Source organism: Microbacterium sufflavum (assembly GCF_023101165.1).
Classification (GTDB): domain Bacteria; phylum Actinomycetota; class Actinomycetes; order Actinomycetales; family Microbacteriaceae; genus Microbacterium; species Microbacterium sufflavum.
Window position 1 is genome coordinate 2,556,826 of sequence record NZ_CP078076.1, and the last position, 17,951, is coordinate 2,574,776.

Here is a 17,951-nt window from a genome sequence, read left to right on the forward strand (position 1 = left end):
GCTCAGGCGTCGGCGAGGCCGAGCGTGTCGAGCAGCCAGGCGAGCTCGAACGCGCGCTCACGCCAGGAGTTGTAGCGCCCGCTCACGCCCCCGTGCCCGGCGACCATCTCGCACTTGAGGAGCACGTCGGTCGCCCCGGCCTCGCGGAGCCGGGCCACCCACTTGGCCGGCTCGACGTACAGCACTCGCGTGTCGTTGAGTGATGTCACGGCGAGGATCCGCGGGTAGTGCACACCCTCGCGCACGTTCTCGTACGGCGTGTACGACTTCATGTAGGCGTACACCTCTGCGTCGTGCAGCGGGTCGCCCCACTCGTCCCACTCGATCACGGTGAGGGGAAGCGACGGGTCGAGGATCGTGGTCAGGGCGTCGACGAACGGCACCCCGGCGAGCACTCCGGCGAACAGCTCGGGGGCCAGGTTCGCGACCGCGCCCATCAGCAGGCCGCCCGCACTGCCGCCCTCGGCGACCAGCTGCGCGGGCGTCGTCGTGCCCTCCGCGACCAGGTGCCGTGCGCACGCGACGAAGTCCGTGAAGGTGTTGCGCTTGTGCAGCAGCTTCCCCTCCTCGTACCACTGCCGTCCCATCTCGCCGCCGCCGCGCACGTGGGCGACCGCGAAGACCACGCCGCGGTCGAGCTCCGACAGCCGCGCCACGGAGAACCCCGGGTCGATCGAGTGCTCGTACGAGCCGTAGCCGTACAGGTGCACGGGGCGCGCCTCGGCACCCGGCTCCCCGAACGACCGCTTCCAGACGAGCGAGATCGGCACGCGGGTGCCGTCTTCCGCGGTCGCCCACTCGCGGCGCTGGCCGTAGGCGGAGGGCTCATAGCCGCCCAGGACGGCCACCTGCTTGCGCAGCACGAGCTCGCGCGTGGCGAGGTCGAGCTCGTACACCGTGCCTGGCGTCACGAAGGAGGTGTAGCCGAGCCGGAGGAAGGGGGCGTGCCACTCGGGGTTGCCGCTCACGCCGGCGGAGTAGAGCGGCTCGTCGAAGCGGAGTTCCTCGACCGCATCGGTCGCGTAGTCGAGCAGGCCGACCCGTTCGAGCCCCTCGCTGCGGTACTCCACGGTGGCGAAGTCCCGGAACGCATCGACCCCGAGGAGTCGCCGTCCCGGCTCGTGGGGGAGGATCACGCGTCGCTCGCCCTGCGGGTCCGCGACGGTCACCGACACGAGCTCGAAGTCCAGGGCGCCGTCGTTGTGCAGGATCAGCAGTCGGTCCTCGCCGTCGACCACGGCGTGCTCCAGCGAGTACTCCACACCCTCGCGACGCGGCCACACCAGCTGCGGCTCCGCGGTGATGTCGCCGGACAGGTCGACCAGGCGCTCCTCGCTCGTGATGCTCGACCCGACCGCGATCACGAGGTACCGGCGGCTGCGGGTGATCCCGGCGCCGAGCCAGAACTTCTCGTCGGTTTCGTGGAACAGCCGCACGTCGTCCGCGACGGGGGTGCCGAGGCGGTGCAGCCACAGGGTGTCCGGGCGCCAGGCCTCGTCGCGCGTGGTGTAGAGCACCCCCGTGCCGTCGGGGGTGAAGAAGGCGCTGCCGGTGTTCGGGATCTCGTCGTCGAGCGTGGTGCCCGTCGCGAGATCGCGTACGCGCACGGTGTAGAGCTCGTCGCCCTCGAAGTCGGTGGACCACAGGAGCTTCGTCGCGTCATCCGTGGTGTCGAAGGCTCCGAGCGAGAAGAACTCGTGGCCCTCCGCCTCGGCGTTGCCGTCCAGCAGCACGACCTCGCCGGGCACCGGGACGCCGGGCTCCAGGCGCGGGGGAGTCCAGTCGTCGGGTTCCGCGGCCGCGCGGCAGTGGATCGCGTACTGCGCGCCCTCTTCGGTGCGGCTGTAGTACCACCAGTCGCCGCGGCGGGTCGGCACCGACAGATCCGTCTCCTGCACGCGGCCCTTGATCTCCTGGAACAGGGTCTCGCGCAGTCCGGCCAGGTGGGCGGTCTCGGCCTCGGTGTGGGCGTTCTCGGCCTCGAGATGAGCGATGACCTCGGGGGAATCCTTCTCGCGCAGCCATTCGTAGGGGTCTTCCACGGTGTCCCCGTGGTGCGTGCGGAACGTCGGACGGCGGGCGGCGATCGGGGCGTCAGTCACCGCTCCACGCTATCCCAGGTCGAGTTGACCGGCACGGGGGACGGTGGGAGGATTTACCGGGGCCGGTAAACGGAAGTCAAACCCACGGTGAACTCTTCGTTCGTCACGTCGATCCCGTCGACATTCCCTTTCCTCAAGACCGAAAGCGAACGGTGGAAACCGCAGCCCTCATTGTTGTGCTCGTCATCGCGCTGGCACTCTTCTTCGACTTCACGAACGGCTTTCACGACACCGCCAACGCGATGGCCACCCCCATCGCGACCGGTGCCCTGAAGCCCAAGACCGCGGTGCTGCTGGCCGCCGTGCTCAACCTCGTCGGCGCCTTCCTGTCCACGGAGGTGTCGAAGACCATCTCGGGCGGCATCATCCGCGAGGATGCGATCCTCGAGGCGGGGGCGCAACTGTTCCTGTCGCTCATCTTCGCCGGACTCATCGGTGCGATCACGTGGAACATGCTCACCTGGCTGCTCGGCCTGCCGTCGAGCTCCTCGCACGCGCTGTTCGGCGGCCTGATCGGCGCCACGCTCGTCGGCGCGGGCCTCGGCGGCATCGACTTCGGCGCAGTGCTGTCGAAGATCGTGCTCCCCGCGCTGATCGCCCCCATCACGGCGGGCATCATCGCGTTCGCGGCCACCAAGATCGCGTACTCGGTCACGCGCCGCTACGACGGCAAGCCGGACGGACGCGACGGCTTCCGCTGGGGTCAGATCTTCACGTCCTCGCTGGTCGCGCTGGCGCACGGCACGAACGACGCGCAGAAGACCATGGGTGTCATCACCCTGGCCATGATCACGATCGGCTGGCAGTCGGGTGCCCACCACGAGCCCGAGCTGTGGGTGATCGTCGCGTGCGCCTTCACGATCGCGCTCGGCACGTACCTCGGCGGGTGGCGCATCATCCGCACGCTCGGCAAGGGGCTGACCGATGTCAAGCCGGCGCAGGGCTTCTCCGCCGAGAGCTCGACCGCGGCCACGATCCTCGCGTCCAGCGCGCTGGGCTTCGCGCTCTCCACGACCCAGGTGGCGTCCGGCTCGGTCATCGGCTCGGGGCTCGGTCGCCGCGGCTCGACCGTGCGGTGGCGGACGGCCGGACGCATCGGCGTCGGCTGGCTGCTGACGCTGCCGGCCGCCGGCGGTGTCGGCGCCCTCGCGGCCCTGCTGGTCGTGTGGCTCGGCCCCTGGGGCGTCGCGATCGATGCGGTCCTTGCGCTCGCGATCATCCTGGGCCTGTTCCTGCGGTCGCGGCGCAACGCGGTCACGCACGCGAACGCGATGAGCGATGTGGCGGAGTCGGGTCTCGCGATCGAGCTGCCGGACACGCCCCCGCCCACGCGCCGTCAGCAGCGCATCGAGCGCGCGAAGGCCGAGGCCAAGGCGCGTGCCGAGGCCAAGGACCGCGCGAAGGCCGAGGCGAAGAACAAGGCCAAGAAGAAGGCGGAGGCCAAGGCCGGTGCCAAGGCGGCGAAGACCGGCGCTGCACCCGTCGCCCCGCCCCCGGCCCCGGCACCGGAGTCGGCCGCCGACGAGGCCACGATCACGCGGAACGGGGACTCGGCATGAGCGTCACGATCGACTGGCTCGCGTTCTTCCAGGTGTTCGCCGCCGCCCTCATCGGCGCCGCGGCCATCGTCACCTTCTACGCGCTGGGACTGCGGCTCCTGGTCCGCAGCGGCCGGGCCCCCGTCGTGAGCCCCGCCGAGTTCACCGACGCGATCACCGTGATCTCCGAGAAGGAACTCAAGCGCGCGGCAAAGCAGGCGGCCAAGGCGGCGAAGAAGAGCCCGCTCACCGAGGGACAGAAGACTCTCGCGCTCGTGGGTGCCTACGTGTGCTTCGTGCTGTGCGGTGCGGCGGTCATCGGCGGCATCCTCCTCCTCGTCCTCGGACACTGAGACCCCGCGGCCCTGGCGCGTCCGGACCCGGCGTCGGGGCGTGACCCTAGGCTGAGGTCATGTCCGCGGCACCCGGAACCCCGTACGTCTTCGGCAGGCACGACCCGGCCTCCCACGTCCTGATCCACGTGAGCGACCCGCACTTCCTCGCGGGAGGGGCACTGCTCGGCGGGAGCTACGACGTGCAGGCCTCGTTCGACCGCACCCTCGCGGCGATCCGCGCCGTGCATCCGGCGCCCGCAGCCATCGTGGTCACGGGCGACCTCGCAGACCTCGGTGAGCCCGACGCGTACCGGCGACTGCGAGCCGCGCTCGAGCCGGTCGCCGCGGACCGGGGCACACCGATCGTGTGGGTCGCGGGCAACCACGACGAACGCCCCGCGCTGCGCCGTGAGCTTCTCGACCGGGAGCCGACGGAGGAGCCGGTGACGGGCGTGTGGGAGCTGGACGGACTGCGGCTCATCGCGCTCGACACGAGTGTCCCCGGATGGCACCACGGAGACCTCGACCCCGGTCAGCTCGAGTGGCTGGCCGGACTGCTCGCGGAGCCGGCGCCGCACGGCACGCTGCTGGCGATGCACCACCCGCCGCTGCCGAGCCACCTGCCGCTGTTCGACATCCTCGAGCTGCGCCACCAGGACGAGCTCGCGGAGGTGATCCGCGGCACCGACGTGCGGGGGATCCTCGCGGGACACCTGCACTACTCCTCGCACGGGGTGTTCGCCGGCGTCCCGGTGAGCGTGGCCTCGGCGACCTGCTACACGATGAACGTCGCCCGGCCGGCACCCGACGTGAACGGCATGGACGCGGCGCAGTCATTCCAGCTCGTGCATGTGTATCCCGACACGATCACCCACACCGTCGTCCCGGTGGTCGACGCTCCCACGGGCGACTTCTTCTCCTCCGAGTGGCTGGAGCGGATGGCCGCCCTCACGCCGGAGCAGCGGCTCGACGCGTTCTCCCGGAAACCGCCGCGCCGACCGGCGTAGACTGGTCGCATCCCCCACTTTTCCATTCGCCACGACCCACGAGGATGTGACATGGCTTCTGCCGCGCCTGCACTTACACGTACCGAGACCGATTCGCTGGGGAGCATGGAGATCCCCGTCGACGCCTACTGGGGGATCCACACGGCCCGCGCCGACGCGAACTTCCCGATCTCCAAGCGGCCGATCTCCGTGTACCCCGACCTGGTGATCGCTCTGGCGATGGTCAAGCAGGCCAGTGCGCGGGCGAACAAGGAGATCGGCGTGCTCGATGCCGAGCGTGCCGACCTGATCGACCGCGCGGCGCAGCGGGTGATCGACGGCGAGTTCCACGAGCAGTTCACCGTCGGCGTCATCCAGGGCGGTGCCGGCACCTCGACCAACATGAACGCGAACGAGGTCATCACCAACATCGCGCTCGAGATGGCCGGACGCGAGAAGGGCGACTACGCGTTCCTCTCGCCGATCGACCACACCAACCGCAGCCAGTCCACCAACGACGTGTACCCGACGGCGGTCAAGATCGGGCTGTCGCTCACGCTGCGGTCGCTGCTCGACGAGCTCGACGCCCTGCGCATCGCGTTCCTGGGCAAGGCGAGCGAGTTCCACGACATCCTCAAGGTCGGGCGCACCCAGCTGCAGGACGCGGTGCCGATGACGCTCGGCCAGGAGTTCCACGGCTTCGCCACGACGCTGGGGGAGGACCACAGCCGTCTCACCGAGAACGCCTCGCTCATGTTCGAGATCAACATGGGCGCCACGGCGATCGGTACCGGCATCACCACGCACGTCGACTACGCGCCGGCCGTGCTCAAGCACCTGCGCGAGATCACCGGGCTCGACCTGGAGACGGCGACCGACCTCGTGGAGTCCACGAGCGACACCGGCGCCTTCATGTCGTTCTCGTCGTCGCTCAAGCGCAACGCCATCAAGCTCTCGAAGATCTGCAACGACCTGCGCCTGCTCTCGTCGGGTCCGCAGGCGGGCCTCGGCGAGATCAACCTCCCCGCCCGCCAGGCCGGCTCGAGCATCATGCCGGGCAAGGTGAACCCGGTGATCCCCGAGGTCGTGAACCAGGTCGCGTTCGCCGTCGTCGGCGCGGACACCACGGTGACCATGGCGGTCGAGGGCGGACAGCTGCAGCTCAACGCGTTCGAGCCGGTCATCGCGCACTCGATCTTCCAGTCCATCACCTGGATGCGTCAGGCCATGTGGACCCTGCGCGTGAACTGCGTCGAGGGCATCACCGCCAACCGCGACCGCCTCGGTGCGATGGTGGGCGCGTCGGTCGGCGTGATCACGGCGCTCACCCCCTTCATCGGCTACGCCGCCGCGGCCGCGCTCGCGAAGACCGCGCTGCTCACCAACCGCAACGTCGCCGATCTGGTGGTCGAGGCCGGCCTCATGTCGCGCGACGAGGTGACCAAGCAGCTCTCGCCCGCGCGCCTGTCGGGCCTGGAGGCCGTGACGGCGGCCATCCCGATCGTCACGCCCGACGACCTCATCCAGATCTGACCCGCTGCACGCCGAACACGCAGAAGGGGACGGGAGCCGCGGCTCCCGTCCCCTTCTGCGTGTCCGGTGTCAGTCGAGGATGCGGCAGTGCGTGGTGAGCTCGCCGATGCCGTCGATGCCGACCGTGACCGTCGAGTGGTCGCGGAGGAAGATCTGCGGGTCGCGCGAGTAGCCCGCACCGCCGGGGCTGCCGGTGGAGATGAGCGTCCCGGGCAGCAGCGTGAGCGACTGCGACAGGTGCGCGATCAGCTTCGCGACCGAGCGCACCATCTGGTCGGTGCTCGCGTCCTGCACGGTGTGCCCGTCGACGACCGTCCAGATGTGGAGGTCCTGCGGATCGGGCACCTCGTCGGCCGTGACCGCGAAGGGACCGGTGGGCGTGAAGCCGTCGAACGACTTGCAGCGCGACCACTGCGCCTCGGAGAACTGGATGTTCCGCGCGGTGATGTCGTTCACCACGGTGTATCCCCACACGTGCGACAGCGCGTCGGCTTCGCTCACGTCTTTCGCGGGGGTGCCGATCAGCACGCCGAGCTCGGCCTCGTAGTCGACGGCTTCGCTGAGGCTGCGTGGCCAGGAGGTGACGTGATCGTGCCCGGTGAGGGAGTTGGGCCACAGTGTGAACACCGTGGGCGCAGCGTCGGTCTTGAGCCCGAGCTCGCTGGAGTGCGCGGCGTAGTTGAGGCCGACCGCGAGCACGGCGGGCGGGGCGAGCACGGCGGAGTCGAAGCTCCAGTCGCCCAGCGGGTGTCGCGGAGCGGTGCCGTCGGCCAGGGCGGTGCGCAGCTCGTCGAGGGCGACGTCACCCCGCTCGATCAGCTGCTGCAGTGTGGCAGGAGCGTCGGACAGGAGATCGGAGACGAGGATGGCGTCCGTGTCGTCCACCACGGCGAGGACCGCGCGGGGGGAGTCGGGACGGCGCAGATGAGCGAACCGCATGGTTCTACGCTACCGGGTGGCTGCGGCGGGGCGGATGGAGGACTCGACCAGACCCGGGCGGTATTGCTTGTGCCCCATAAGCTTTGGCTATGACTTTCGGAGGACCGGCCGACCCCCAGCAGCCCGGGCGATACACGCCGCCGCCCGCCCAGCAGCCCACCCCGTCGGCGTACTCCGCGGCCCAGTATGCGCAGTCGCCCTATCTGCCGGCGGCCTACGGGCAGCAGCCCGGCTACGCGTCCGCACTGGCGCAGCCGACGCCGTACACCCCGCCGGCGCCGGTCGCGCCGTCGCCGGCGGAGTCGCTGCCCGCCCTGCCGGTGACCACGAAGAAGGGCAGGACGGTCTCGCTGTGGCTGTTCGCCTTCCTCGGGTTCCTGCTCCTGGCGCTGATCGGCTACTTCGGCTGGGCGCTGGGGCCGACGGCGTCGGCCGTGGGGCTCGTTCTCGCGCTGATCCCCCTGGCGATCGTGTTCCTCGGGGTGCGGATGATCGACCGATGGGAGCCGGAGCCGAAGCGTCTCGTGATCTTCGCGATCGCGTGGGGCGCAGTGGCGGCGGTCGGCCTCACTCTCCTGGTCGACGTCGGGATGACGATCCTGCTCGGCCCGGTGCCGGAGGCGGTGGCGGCGGTCGTACAGGCGCCGATCGTGGAGGAGTTCTGGAAGGGCCTCGGGGTGTTCCTGGTCTTCCTGCTCGCCCGCCGTTCGTTCGACGGCCCGGTCGACGGCGTGGTGTACGGCGCGCTGGTGGGGGCCGGGTTCGCGTTCACCGAGAACATCCAGTACTTCGCGGTCAGCCTGATCGAGGGTGGCGGCGAGCAGCTCGGCGCCACGTTCGTGGTGCGCGCGCTGCTGTCGCCCTTCGCGCACGCCATGTTCACGTCGCTGACGGGCTTCGCGATCGGCCTCGTCGCGCGCCGGCACGCCTCCGCCGGGGCGGCCCTCGGGGCGGGACTGCTCGGGTGGTTCGGCGCGGTCTTCCTGCACGCGCTGTGGAACGGCTCGGCGACCTTCGCGGACTTCTTCGGCCTCTACTTCACGCTGCAGGTCCCGCTGTTCATCGGCTTCATCCTGGGCATCATCGCGCTGCGGCGCGAGGAGGCGCGGCTCACGCGAGCCCGGCTCGCCGAGTACGCCGCCGCAGGATGGTTCACGCCGGAGGAGGTCACGATGCTGGCGACGCCGTCCGGTCGCAAGGCGGGATTGACGTGGGCGGCGCAGCTGCGCGGCGACCGTCGGCCGCTCATGCGCGAGTTCATCAAGGACGCGACGGCGCTGGCGGCGGTGCGGCAGCGGGCGATCACCGGCCGCGACCCGCTGGCGGTCGAGGACGAGCGGGCGCTGCTGATCCGCACGCGCGCGACGAGGGCCGCGCTGCTGGCCTACTGATCCGCCCTGAGCAAGACTCAGCGCCCGGTGCTGCGGCGATGCCTGCATGTCTCCCGGGCGCTGAGTTGATCTGCCACCAGGGTGCACCCGGCCCCTCGGACGTGTCAAGGGGCAGGGCGCGAGGCCACCCGCCCGGTCGAGGTGTTCGCTGTGAGCAGGTCCCGTCGCGTTGACCGGGCGCGCGGGGGTCCGCTTGGATGGAGCCATGACTGATCGCACGAAGCCCGAGTTCGACGCCCCGACCGCTCCTGCCCCCGCAGAGCTGGTCATCCGCGACATCATCGAGGGTGATGGTGCCGAGGCCAAGCCCGGTGACACGGTGACCGTCCACTACGCCGGTGTGGAGTTCGAGTCCGGCGAGGAGTTCGACTCCTCGTGGGGCCGTGGCGAGACCATCCAGTTCCCGCTGCGCGGCCTGATCCAGGGCTGGCAGGACGGCATTCCCGGCATGAAGGTCGGCGGACGCCGCGAGCTGATCATCCCGCCGCACCTGGCCTACGGTCCGGTCGGCGGCGGACACTTCCTGTCCGGCAAGACGCTGATCTTCATCATCGACCTCGTCGCCGTGGGCTGATACCGACGCGACATCTCGAGCGCCTCTCCTCTCGCCAGGAGGGGCGCTCTGTCTTTCCGGAATGCGTGTGCATTCACGGGAATACATTCGCGTGAATGTAGGTTGGGCTGGAGGACGCCGCGATCGCGGCCCTGTCCGTACGCCGCCTCCGCGCGGCCGATGTCTCCGAGGAGAAACCCATGACCAGCATCGACATCCCCGGCTACCGCCCCGGCACCTGGGTCCTCGACCCCGCGCACAGCGAGGTCACCTTCAGCGTCCGTCACATGATGATCTCGAAGGTGCGCGGCACGTTCGGCGTGAAGAGCGCGACGCTCGTGGCTCCGGAGAACCCGCTCGAGGCCAAGGTCGAGGCGAGCGTCGACGTGACGTCGGTGGATACGAAGGACGAGGGCCGCGACCAGCACCTCCGCTCGGCGGACTTCTTCGACACCGAGAACTACCCCACGATGGAGTTCGTGTCGACCGGTGCGCGCGTCGAGGGCGGCGACCTGCTGGTCGACGGCGACCTCACGATCCGCGGCATCACGAAGCCGGTCACGTTCGAGCTCGACTTCGGCGGCTTCGGCAGCGACCCGTGGGGCAACTACAAGGCGGGCGCCTCGGCGAAGACGGTCATCAACCGCGAGGACTTCGGCCTCACCTGGAACGCGGCGCTCGAGACCGGCGGCGTGCTCGTGGGCAAGGACGTCACGATCAACCTCGACCTGCAGGGAGCGCTGCAGCAGGACTGATCGCCACACGGCTTCAGGAACCCCGGGTCCGTCAGGGCTCGGGGTTCTCTGCGTCATAGGAGCGGAAGCGGCGGTTGCGCCCGGCGATCAGCGCGACCAGCGCGATCACCAGGATCCCGCCGAGCAGGGGAGGGAACCACAGCGTCGTGAGCGTGGCGAGCGTGCCGGCGTAGAGGGCGCCGATGCGCGGGCCGCCGGCGACCACCACGATGAACAGCCCCTGCAGGCGTCCGCGCATGGTGTCGGGCACGGCCGCCTGCATCATCGTGTTGCGGTATATCGAGCTGACGTTGTCGGAGGCGCCGGACAGCGCGAGGGCCACGCAGGCGGCGATGATCAGTCCGACGTGGGGTGTGTCCTCGTCGGCGGGGGAGGAGAAGGCGCCCACGAGCAGCACCACACCGAACAGCAGGATCGATGCGCCATAGGCTTCGACCGCGCGTTCGATCCCGCGACCGTGCCAGCGGTACTGCACGACCCGGCCCGAGAACAGGCTCGAGGCGAAGGTGCCCACCGCCACGGCTGCGGTGAGGATGCCGGTGGTGACCGCGCCCCCGCCCAGCAGCAGCGTGCCCAGCGCGGGGAAGAGGACGAGGGGCTGGCCGAACGTCATCGCGATGATGTCGACGACGTACTGCATCCGGATGTTGCTCGCGCGGCGGAGGAAGCGCCAGCCGTCGACGAGCGAGGCGAGACCGGGGCGGACGATCTCGCCTTCCGGACGCACCGAGGGCAGCGCCCACAGGCCGAGGAACATCGACAGCATCAGCACGACGTCGATCGAGTACGTCCAGCCGTAGCCCGTGAGGGCGACCAGCAGGCCGGCCAGGGCCGGACCGGCCATGACCGTCAGCCCGAAGGCGACACCGTTGAGCGCGGACGCCGCGGCGAGCTGTTCGCGGGGGATGAGGCGGGGGACGATCGCCGTGCGCGTGGCCATGCCCACCGAGTTGGCGGCCGAGTTGATCATGCTCAGCGCGTACAGCCACCAGATCGTCTCGGCACCGGTCCACGTGAGCGCCGCGAGGAGAGCGGTGGAGGCGAAGGTCACGGTGGCGGCGATGAGGGCGACGCGACGGCGATCGAAGGCGTCGGCGAGCATGCCGCCGTACAGGCCGGCCAGGACCATCGGCAGGAGCCCGGCCACCGCGATCATCGACACTGCGAACGTGCTCGCGGTGAGGGCGAACACGTGCAGCATCACCGTGACGATCGTGAGCTGGCCGCCGATGCCCGCGAGCGTCGAGCCGATCCACATGCGTGCGAAAGCGGGGCTGATCCGCAGCGGCGTCAGGTCGATCAGATGTCCTCGTCCCGCGTTCACGCCACGCACCTCTCCCGCACTCCTCGAGCGTAGTGGAGTGCGCGGGAGCGCTGGTCGGCCGTGTCGCTCAGGGCTCGCCCGGGCTGGTAGACTCGTCAGGTTGCCGTTCGATCGGCCGCGGATAAAGAGAGCTCACGCATCAGGCGTCGGGCGCCGCGCAACAAGCAGAGAGGGGATCGAATCTATGGCACTGGAAGCAGACGTCAAGAAGGCGATCATCGAAGAGTACGCGACGCACCCCGGTGACACCGGATCCCCCGAGGTGCAGGTCGCAATGCTGACGCAGCGCATCAAGGACCTCACCGAGCACCTCAAGGAGCACAAGCACGACCACCACTCGCGTCGTGGTCTGTTCCTGCTCGTGGGTCAGCGCCGTCGTCTGCTCGGCTACCTCCAGGACATCGACATCGAGCGTTACCGTTCGCTGATCGAGCGTCTCGGACTCCGCCGATAAGGCAGAGCGAACCCAGCGTTCAATCGCGCAGAACATTCTTGAGAAGGCCGCCCCACGGTGTGGGGCGGCCTTCGTCATGTGCAGAGGTGTTGTAGCTCTGGTTGCCACCCGTGCAACTTTCCGATAGGAAAGTCCTGGAGCTTTCCAAGTGGAAAGCGGGGAGGTCGCCATGGAGCAGAAACCGATCGCAGGTCAGGACGCTCTGGTGCCCCCGGACTCGGAGACGGCCCGGCGGTACCTCGAGGCGGCGGAGGCGGTGGTGGACCGCCGCGAACATGCAGTCGACCGACGTGCTCTCGCCCGGCTGCAGATCGGCAACGCCGTGGTCATGGCTGCGTATTTCGTCGCCTTCGCGCTTGTTCTCCGGCGAGACGACGTGCTGGCGTCGCAGATCGTGCTGTTCACCCTTCTGGTCTGGGGACAGCTGTCCACGGGGATGGCGCAGCGCACGGGCATGCAGTGGCGGATGACGCGTTCGCGGTGGCCGCTGCTGGTCGGCGGCGCAGCGATCATCATCGGTGCGCTCGTGGTGTTCGGCTTCGCTGCTCTCGATACGCGACTTCCTGTCGGGGTGGTGCTCATCCCGGCAGTCACGGTGCTCGTCGGAGTCGGAGGGCATGGCGTCGCGCGGCTCATACGGGCTGCGGGCGACCTGGGTCGTCCCCGTCCGGCTCCCCGTTCGTTGCCGCACCGGCTTCGATGGGGCACCGTCCTCATAGGCGTCGCGTTCGCCGTGCTGACGATGCTCGCAGGATCGCCGGACGACGTGCTGAGGAGCATCATCACCCTGCTCGTGATGCTGTGCCTCGTGGGGTGGATCGCCGCCTCCGCCTCAGACTTCGGTCTACCCGCAGTCGGCGCGTCCTGGCGCTGGCCGCACATCGCTGTCTTCTTCATCGCCGCCTGCATGCCCGTCGGCATCGTCCTGGGATCCGGATCGCTCGGCAACGCAGGACTCGTCGGCGTGTGCGCGGGCGCCGGCGTGCTCGCGTCCTTCGTGGCGGTCTCCTTCGTCGCGGGGCACGGCGAACGTGCGTGAGCCCGCGTCTGTCCCACACCCACGCACGCGGCTGGACGACAACTTTGCCTCGCCAATCCGGTTCTCCCTCATGGCCGGACTGGGCGACGGGATGGAACTCGACTTCGCGGCCCTGCGGGAGATGCTGCAGTGCGGCGACTCGCCCCTGAGCAAGGCGATCGCGCACCTGCAGGCCGCCGGGTACGTGGTCGCGCGCAAGGGCGCGGTCGGGGGGCGCTTGCGCACCTGGGTGCGTTCGACGAAGGCAGGGCGCGATGCCTTCGCCGCGCACCTTCAGGCACTGCGTGAGATCGTGGCCCTCGGTGCCGGGCAGGAACTGTGACGCCCGTCAGACGGTCACGAGGTCGGGGTGATGGATCGCCGCGACATCGGGGTGCGCACGAAGCCGGGACTTAAGCGCGTTCTCGCCGTAGGTCGCGTGGATCGGATTTCCCGGGTCATCGGTGACCCCGGTCGCCTGAGCGGCGAGGTCGGCGGGGAGCTCGAGCAGCGGGAGCTGCTGATCGAGTGCGGGGTTGAAGAAGAACGGGATCGAGATGCGCTCCTCGGGTGCCCGCGGTGAGATCACGCGGTGGTTCGTTGCCTTGAGGTAGCCGCCGGTGGCATACTCCAGCAACTCTCCGATGTTGACGACGAATGCGCTGGACACCGGGGGAGCCGAGACCCACTCGCCGTCACGCTCGACCTGGAGGCCCCCCTTTCCGGGCTCGACCCACAACAGCGTCAGCACACCGGAGTCCTTGTGCGCTCCGACGCCCTGCTGTGGTTCCGGCTCGTCCGTGCCCGGGTATCGCACGATCTTGATCAGGGTCGACGGATCGCGGAACGTCTCGTCGAAGTAGGTCTCGTCCGCGCCGAGAGTGACAGCCCAGGCGCGCAGGAGTTTGCGTGCGATCTCTGTCAGGGAGTCGTGCCACTCCGCGACCACGGCCTGGAGCTCGGGCTGGGCCGCTGGCCACAGGTTCGGGCCGATCAGGCGGTTGAAGGCGGGGCCGTCGCTCACAGGCTCGCGCTCCGGGCCGATGTCGATCTGCTCGCGCCAGTCGACCTTGCCCTGGGTCCGCTCGCCGCCGACCCGGGTGTAGCCGCGGAAGTGGGGGCTGTTGACGTTCTCGATCGCGAGCTTGTCCTCTTCGGGGAGGGCGAAGAAGTCGAGTGCGGCGCGGTGCAGGCGCGCCTCCAGCTCGGGAGAGACGCCGGTGCCGGTGAGGTAGAAGAAGCCGACGTCGTGGGTCGCGGCACGCAGCTCGTCGCGGAACCGCGCCGCGGCCTCGGGGCCCTGGTCGAGCTGGGAGAGGTCAAGGATCGGGAGCGAGAGTTCAGCCATGGACCGAGGGTATGTCGAGGTTCTCGGGCCGCGGGCGAGTGTTGCGTCGCGTTACTCGGGCGGGTGTCCCGGCACCGGCGGATGTCATCCGGTCGGGGGAACGGGTGTCGCGATGCTAGAGTCTCGTTGGTAAGGGATGCCTTACCTCAGTCGTCATCAGAGGGACACCGTCCGTGCTCGCCACCTTCCTCATCGGCCTCCGCGAGGGGCTCGAAGCCGCACTCGTCGTCGGCATCCTCGTCGCCTACCTGCGGCGTCTCGACCGGCGTGATGCGCTCCCGAAGCTCTGGGCGGGCGTCGGTCTCGCGGTCGGTCTCGCTCTGGCCATCGGCGCGGTCCTCACCTTCGGCGCGTACGAGCTCACGTTCACCGCCCAGGAGCTGATCGGCGGCGGGCTGTCCCTGCTCGCGGTCGCGATGGTCACCTGGATGATCTTCTGGATGCAGCGGGCCGGACGCACGATGAAGGCGACCCTCGAGGGCGGCGTCGACCGTGCGCTCACCGCGGGCGGACTCTGGGCGCTCGTCGCGATCGGCTTCGTCTCCGTCGCCAGGGAGGGTATCGAGACCACCCTGCTGCTGTGGTCGATGGTGCAGTCGTTCGGCGACGCGCCCTCCGCGCTGCTGGGTGCGCTGCTCGGTCTGCTCGCCGCGGTGGCCCTCGGCTGGCTGATCTCGCGGGGCGCGCTGCGCCTCGACCTGCGCCGGTTCTTCGCCTGGACCGGCGGGTTCCTCGTGATCGTCGCCGCCGGCGTGCTCGCGTACGCCGTCATGGATCTGCAGGAGGCGGGGGCGCTGCCCGGTCCGTTCACGGCCGCCGCGCCGATCGACGCGGCCACCGGCGCGGTCGCCGTGGGGGCGGCCGGCTTCCCGTTCGGCTGGGCCTTCGACGTGTCGTCGGCGATCGCCCCCGGCGGCCCTCTCGCCGCCGTGCTGCAGGCCACCATCGGCTTCATGCCGGCCATGACCTGGCTCCAGGTGACCGCCTGGGTCCTCTACCTCGCCATCGTCGGCACGTTCTACGTGCGTGGCCTCCGCCCGCGGCGTCGCTCCGCGGCACCGACGCCGCGCCCTCGCACCGAGGCGACCCCTCTCTCACAGCAAGGAGCAGCATGACCATCTCGTCCCGGTCCCTGGGGGTGCTGGCCGTGACCGGCGCAGCCGTCCTCGTCCTGAGCGGCTGCGTCGCGAAGGAGGACACCGCGGCCACGGCCGCCTTCGACGTGTCGTCCACCGACTCCGACTGCGCGGTCTCGGCCGCCACCGCGGAGAGCGGCACCCTCACGTTCGACGTCTCGAACGACACCGACCAGGTGTCGGAGTTCTACCTGCTCGCGGACGACGGCCTGCGCATCGTCGGCGAGGTCGAGAACATCGCGCCGGCGGCGTCGCGTACGCTCACGGTCGTGGTGCAGCCCGGTGACTACTTCACGCTGTGCAAGCCGGGCATGGTGGGCGACGGCGTGGGCAAGGCCGCCTTCACCGTCACGGGCGACCCGGTGGCCGTCGACGGGCCGGACGCCGAGCAGAAGACGAAGGCGGTCGACCTGTACGCGGCGTTCGTGAAGGATCAGGTCGGTCAGCTCGTGCCGGCGGTGGAAGAGCTCGTGGCCGCCTACCAGTCCGGCGACGACGCGACCGCCCGCACGCTGTTCCCGCAGACCCGCGCCTTCTACGAGCGCATCGAGCCCGTGGCCGAGGCGCTGGGCGACCTCGATCCGCGCATCGACTTCCGCGAGGTCGACGCCGTGGCCGACGGGCTCGACTGGACCGGCTTCCACCGCATCGAGAAGGACCTGTGGGTGCCGGCGCAGGACGCCCTCAACGCCGACGGGGAGACGCCCGCGTGGCAGGGCTGGGCCCCGTCCACGCCCGAGGAACGCGCCGACTACGGCGACCTGCTGCTCGCCGACGTGCAGGAGCTGTACGACTACGTGCACTCCGACGACTTCACCACGACCCTGGAAGACCAGGGCATCGCCGGTGTCTCCAATGGGGCGATCGCGCTGCTCGACGAGGTCGCGACCGGCAAGATCTCCGGCGAGGAGGACTGGTGGTCCGGCACCGACCTGTTCGACTTCGCGGCGAACGTCGAAGGGTCCAAGATGGCGTTCTCCCTGGTGCAGGACTTCGCCACGGCGCAGGGCGACGACGGCGCCGCGCTGGTCGACGAGATCGAGTCGGGGTACGCCGCGCTCGAGTCGTCGCTCGCCACGCACGGCTCCCTCGCGGACGGGTTCGTCGGGTACACCACCCTCACGGCGGACGACAAGCGCGAGCTCACCGACCTGATCAACGCCCTGGCCGAGCCGCTGTCGCAGCTGACCGCGACGGTGCTCGACTGACGGGACCGCAGAGGCGCCGGACATGACCGAGAGCGAACCGATCCGCGAACCGGAGGACCGGGCGGAGGCCGCACGCGTCGACGCTCCCGCGGGGCTGAGCAGGCGCGGACTGCTCGGTCTCGCGGTCGGCGGCGGGGTCGCAGGTCTCGCGGTCGGCCTGGGGGCGGGACTGACCGGCGGCGTCGCGCTCGGACGCGCCCGCGCCGCCGAAGACGCGCAGAACAGCTACGACTTCTTCGGCGTGCACCAGGCCGGCATCACGACGCCCGTGCAGGACCACCTGCACTTCGCGAGCTTCGACATGATGCCGCGCACCGACCGCGACGACCTGATCTCGCTGCTCCAGGACTGGAGCTACGCGGCCTCGCGCCTCACGCAGGGACTCGAGGTCAGCGCGAGCGGTGCCGTCGGCGGCAGCCCGGAAGCCCCGCCCGACGACACGGGTGAAGCGCTCGGTCTGCCGTCCGCCGGGCTGACCATCACGATCGGGTTCGGTCCGAGCCTGTTCGAGAACGAAGACGGCGACCGCTACGGCATCGCGGCGCAGCGCCCCGCGGGGCTGGAGCGGCTGCCCGCCTTCCTCGGCGACGACCTCGACCCCGAGATGTCCCACGGCGACCTCTGTGTGCAGGCGTGCGCCGACGACCCGCAGGTGGCAGTGCATGCGATCAGGAACCTCAGCCGGATCGCGTTCGGGCGCGCGCGACTGCGGTGGTCGCAGCTCGGGTTCGGCAAGACGTCCCGCACCACGGCGGCGCAGGCCACGCCGCGCAACCTGTTCGGCTTCAAGGACGGGACCGCAAACATCCTCGCCGACGACACCGCCGCGCTCGACGAGCACGTGTGGGTCTCCGCCGCGGACGATCCGGGCTGGCTCGCGGGCGGCTCGTACCTGGTCGCCCGGCGCATCGCGATGCTGATCGAGACGTGGGACCGGGTGCGACTCTCGGAGCAGGCCACCATCATCGGCCGCGACAAGGGCGAGGGCGCTCCGCTCTCCGGCGGCGACGAGTTCACCGAGCCCGACTTCCACGGCGGCGCGATCGACGCCCACAGCCACGTGCGGCTCGCGCACCCGACGCAGAACGACGGCGTGCGCATCCTCCGCCGCGGCTACAACTACGTGGACGGCAACAACACGCTCGGACGGCTCGACGCCGGGCTCTTCTTCCTGTCGTATCAGCGCGACCCCGCGCAGTTCATCACGCTGCAGCGCCGGCTGGCGACCGACCGCATGAACGAGTACATCCGCCACGTCGGGTCGGGGATCTGGGCGGTGCCGGCCGGCGCGAAGCCCGGCTCCTACGTGGGCGCCGAGCTCTTCGCCTGAC

17 protein-coding genes are annotated in these 17,951 nt (G+C 70.0%); 13 read left to right on the plus strand and 4 right to left on the minus strand.

What is annotated here, in order from left to right:
• Positions 1 to 2: 2 nt before the first annotated feature.
• Positions 3 to 2,102: a S9 family peptidase gene (locus KV394_RS12360; protein WP_247981571.1), complete on the minus strand. Its 2,100-nt coding sequence runs from the start codon at positions 2,100 to 2,102 to the stop codon at positions 3 to 5.
• A 152-nt stretch (positions 2,103 to 2,254) separates the two neighbouring features.
• Between KV394_RS12360 and KV394_RS12365 the strand changes: the two genes are divergently transcribed.
• Genes KV394_RS12365 through KV394_RS12380 form a run of 4 tightly spaced genes read left to right on the plus strand, consistent with a single transcriptional unit; the run spans position 2,255 to position 6,494 of the window.
• The gene (locus tag KV394_RS12365) at positions 2,255 to 3,661 is read left to right on the plus strand and encodes an inorganic phosphate transporter (protein ID WP_136045665.1); all 1,407 of its coding nucleotides are present in this window, start codon (positions 2,255 to 2,257) and stop codon (positions 3,659 to 3,661) included.
• Positions 3,658 to 3,993 carry a peptidase gene (locus KV394_RS12370; protein ID WP_136035086.1) on the plus strand — a complete coding sequence of 112 codons (336 nt, stop codon included), beginning with the start codon at positions 3,658 to 3,660 and terminating at the stop codon, positions 3,991 to 3,993. Before KV394_RS12365 ends, KV394_RS12370 begins: the two co-directional genes overlap by 4 nt.
• A 59-nt stretch (positions 3,994 to 4,052) precedes the next feature.
• Positions 4,053 to 4,982 carry a phosphodiesterase gene (locus KV394_RS12375; RefSeq protein ID WP_136035084.1) on the plus strand — a complete coding sequence of 310 codons (930 nt, stop codon included), beginning with the start codon at positions 4,053 to 4,055 and terminating at the stop codon, positions 4,980 to 4,982.
• Between the two features lie 51 nt (positions 4,983 to 5,033).
• Positions 5,034 to 6,494 carry an aspartate ammonia-lyase gene (locus KV394_RS12380; protein WP_136035081.1) on the plus strand — a complete coding sequence of 487 codons (1,461 nt, stop codon included), beginning with the start codon at positions 5,034 to 5,036 and terminating at the stop codon, positions 6,492 to 6,494.
• A 69-nt stretch (positions 6,495 to 6,563) separates the two neighbouring features.
• Here KV394_RS12380 and KV394_RS12385 read toward each other — a convergent pair whose 3' ends face one another.
• Positions 6,564 to 7,433: a fumarylacetoacetate hydrolase family protein gene (locus KV394_RS12385; RefSeq protein WP_247638671.1), complete on the minus strand. Its 870-nt coding sequence runs from the start codon at positions 7,431 to 7,433 to the stop codon at positions 6,564 to 6,566.
• A gap of 89 nt (positions 7,434 to 7,522) precedes the next feature.
• On the opposite strand from KV394_RS12385, the gene KV394_RS12390 reads away from it, so the two are divergent.
• From KV394_RS12390 to KV394_RS12400, 3 genes are all read left to right on the plus strand, one after another.
• On the plus strand, positions 7,523 to 8,824 hold the full coding sequence (locus KV394_RS12390; RefSeq protein ID WP_247638672.1) for a PrsW family intramembrane metalloprotease: 1,302 nt from the start codon (positions 7,523 to 7,525) through the stop codon (positions 8,822 to 8,824).
• A 205-nt stretch (positions 8,825 to 9,029) separates the two neighbouring features.
• Entirely contained in the window at positions 9,030 to 9,398 is a 369-nt protein-coding gene (locus tag KV394_RS12395) for an FKBP-type peptidyl-prolyl cis-trans isomerase (RefSeq protein WP_136035078.1), read from the plus strand.
• 179 nt (positions 9,399 to 9,577) lie between these two features.
• Complete coding sequence (locus KV394_RS12400; RefSeq protein WP_136035076.1) at positions 9,578 to 10,132, plus strand: YceI family protein; 555 nt, start codon at positions 9,578 to 9,580, stop codon at positions 10,130 to 10,132.
• Between the two features lie 31 nt (positions 10,133 to 10,163).
• Here the strand turns inward: KV394_RS12400 and KV394_RS12405 are convergent, their stop codons facing one another.
• Positions 10,164 to 11,456 carry an MFS transporter gene (locus KV394_RS12405; protein ID WP_247981572.1) on the minus strand — a complete coding sequence of 431 codons (1,293 nt, stop codon included), beginning with the start codon at positions 11,454 to 11,456 and terminating at the stop codon, positions 10,164 to 10,166.
• A 184-nt stretch (positions 11,457 to 11,640) separates the two neighbouring features.
• On the opposite strand from KV394_RS12405, the gene rpsO reads away from it, so the two are divergent.
• The 3 genes from rpsO to KV394_RS12420 all read left to right on the plus strand — a co-directional run bounded on the left by rpsO (position 11,641) and on the right by KV394_RS12420 (position 13,271).
• Positions 11,641 to 11,910, plus strand: coding sequence for a 30S ribosomal protein S15 (gene rpsO, locus KV394_RS12410; RefSeq protein ID WP_055993247.1), 270 nt, complete (start codon positions 11,641 to 11,643; stop codon positions 11,908 to 11,910).
• Positions 11,911 to 12,079: 169 nt separating this feature from the next.
• The gene (locus KV394_RS12415) at positions 12,080 to 12,949 is read left to right on the plus strand and encodes a hypothetical protein (RefSeq protein ID WP_247981573.1); all 870 of its coding nucleotides are present in this window, start codon (positions 12,080 to 12,082) and stop codon (positions 12,947 to 12,949) included.
• Complete coding sequence (locus KV394_RS12420; protein ID WP_282187127.1) at positions 12,942 to 13,271, plus strand: transcriptional regulator; 330 nt, start codon at positions 12,942 to 12,944, stop codon at positions 13,269 to 13,271. Before KV394_RS12415 ends, KV394_RS12420 begins: the two co-directional genes overlap by 8 nt.
• 6 nt (positions 13,272 to 13,277) lie before the next feature.
• Here KV394_RS12420 and KV394_RS12425 read toward each other — a convergent pair whose 3' ends face one another.
• The gene (locus KV394_RS12425) at positions 13,278 to 14,276 is read right to left on the minus strand and encodes an isopenicillin N synthase family dioxygenase (RefSeq protein ID WP_206251380.1); all 999 of its coding nucleotides are present in this window, start codon (positions 14,274 to 14,276) and stop codon (positions 13,278 to 13,280) included.
• 173 nt (positions 14,277 to 14,449) lie between these two features.
• Between KV394_RS12425 and efeU the strand changes: the two genes are divergently transcribed.
• From efeU to efeB, 3 genes are read left to right on the plus strand one after another with little or no spacing between them, the layout of a single operon-like run.
• Positions 14,450 to 15,391, plus strand: coding sequence for an iron uptake transporter permease EfeU (efeU, locus tag KV394_RS12430; protein WP_136035066.1), 942 nt, complete (start codon positions 14,450 to 14,452; stop codon positions 15,389 to 15,391).
• The gene (efeO, locus tag KV394_RS12435) at positions 15,388 to 16,620 is read left to right on the plus strand and encodes an iron uptake system protein EfeO (RefSeq protein ID WP_247981575.1); all 1,233 of its coding nucleotides are present in this window, start codon (positions 15,388 to 15,390) and stop codon (positions 16,618 to 16,620) included. The genes efeU and efeO overlap by 4 nt, the downstream gene beginning before the upstream one ends.
• 22 nt (positions 16,621 to 16,642) lie before the next feature.
• Complete coding sequence (efeB, locus tag KV394_RS12440) at positions 16,643 to 17,950, plus strand: iron uptake transporter deferrochelatase/peroxidase subunit (protein ID WP_247981576.1); 1,308 nt, start codon at positions 16,643 to 16,645, stop codon at positions 17,948 to 17,950.
• Position 17,951: the final 1 nt, after the last annotated feature.

What these genes read in the sequence shown, in the direction of transcription:
- KV394_RS12370 (WP_136035086.1), top strand. Translation starts at nt 3,658, where the DNA reads ATGAGCGTCACGATCGACTGGCTCGCGTTCTTCCAGGTGTTCGCCGCC.
- KV394_RS12400 (WP_136035076.1), top strand. Translation starts at nt 9,578, where the DNA reads ATGACCAGCATCGACATCCCCGGCTACCGCCCCGGCACCTGGGTCCTC.
- KV394_RS12415 (WP_247981573.1), top strand. Translation starts at nt 12,080, where the DNA reads ATGGAGCAGAAACCGATCGCAGGTCAGGACGCTCTGGTGCCCCCGGAC.
- KV394_RS12395 (WP_136035078.1), top strand. Translation starts at nt 9,030, where the DNA reads ATGACTGATCGCACGAAGCCCGAGTTCGACGCCCCGACCGCTCCTGCC.
- efeO (WP_247981575.1), top strand. Translation starts at nt 15,388, where the DNA reads ATGACCATCTCGTCCCGGTCCCTGGGGGTGCTGGCCGTGACCGGCGCA.
- KV394_RS12375 (WP_136035084.1), top strand. Translation starts at nt 4,053, where the DNA reads ATGTCCGCGGCACCCGGAACCCCGTACGTCTTCGGCAGGCACGACCCG.
- KV394_RS12425 (WP_206251380.1), bottom strand. Translation starts at nt 14,276, where the DNA reads ATGGCTGAACTCTCGCTCCCGATCCTTGACCTCTCCCAGCTCGACCAG.
- efeB (WP_247981576.1), top strand. Translation starts at nt 16,643, where the DNA reads ATGACCGAGAGCGAACCGATCCGCGAACCGGAGGACCGGGCGGAGGCC.
- KV394_RS12385 (WP_247638671.1), bottom strand. Translation starts at nt 7,433, where the DNA reads ATGCGGTTCGCTCATCTGCGCCGTCCCGACTCCCCCCGCGCGGTCCTC.
- KV394_RS12390 (WP_247638672.1), top strand. Translation starts at nt 7,523, where the DNA reads ATGACTTTCGGAGGACCGGCCGACCCCCAGCAGCCCGGGCGATACACG.
- rpsO (WP_055993247.1), top strand. Translation starts at nt 11,641, where the DNA reads ATGGCACTGGAAGCAGACGTCAAGAAGGCGATCATCGAAGAGTACGCG.
- KV394_RS12380 (WP_136035081.1), top strand. Translation starts at nt 5,034, where the DNA reads ATGGCTTCTGCCGCGCCTGCACTTACACGTACCGAGACCGATTCGCTG.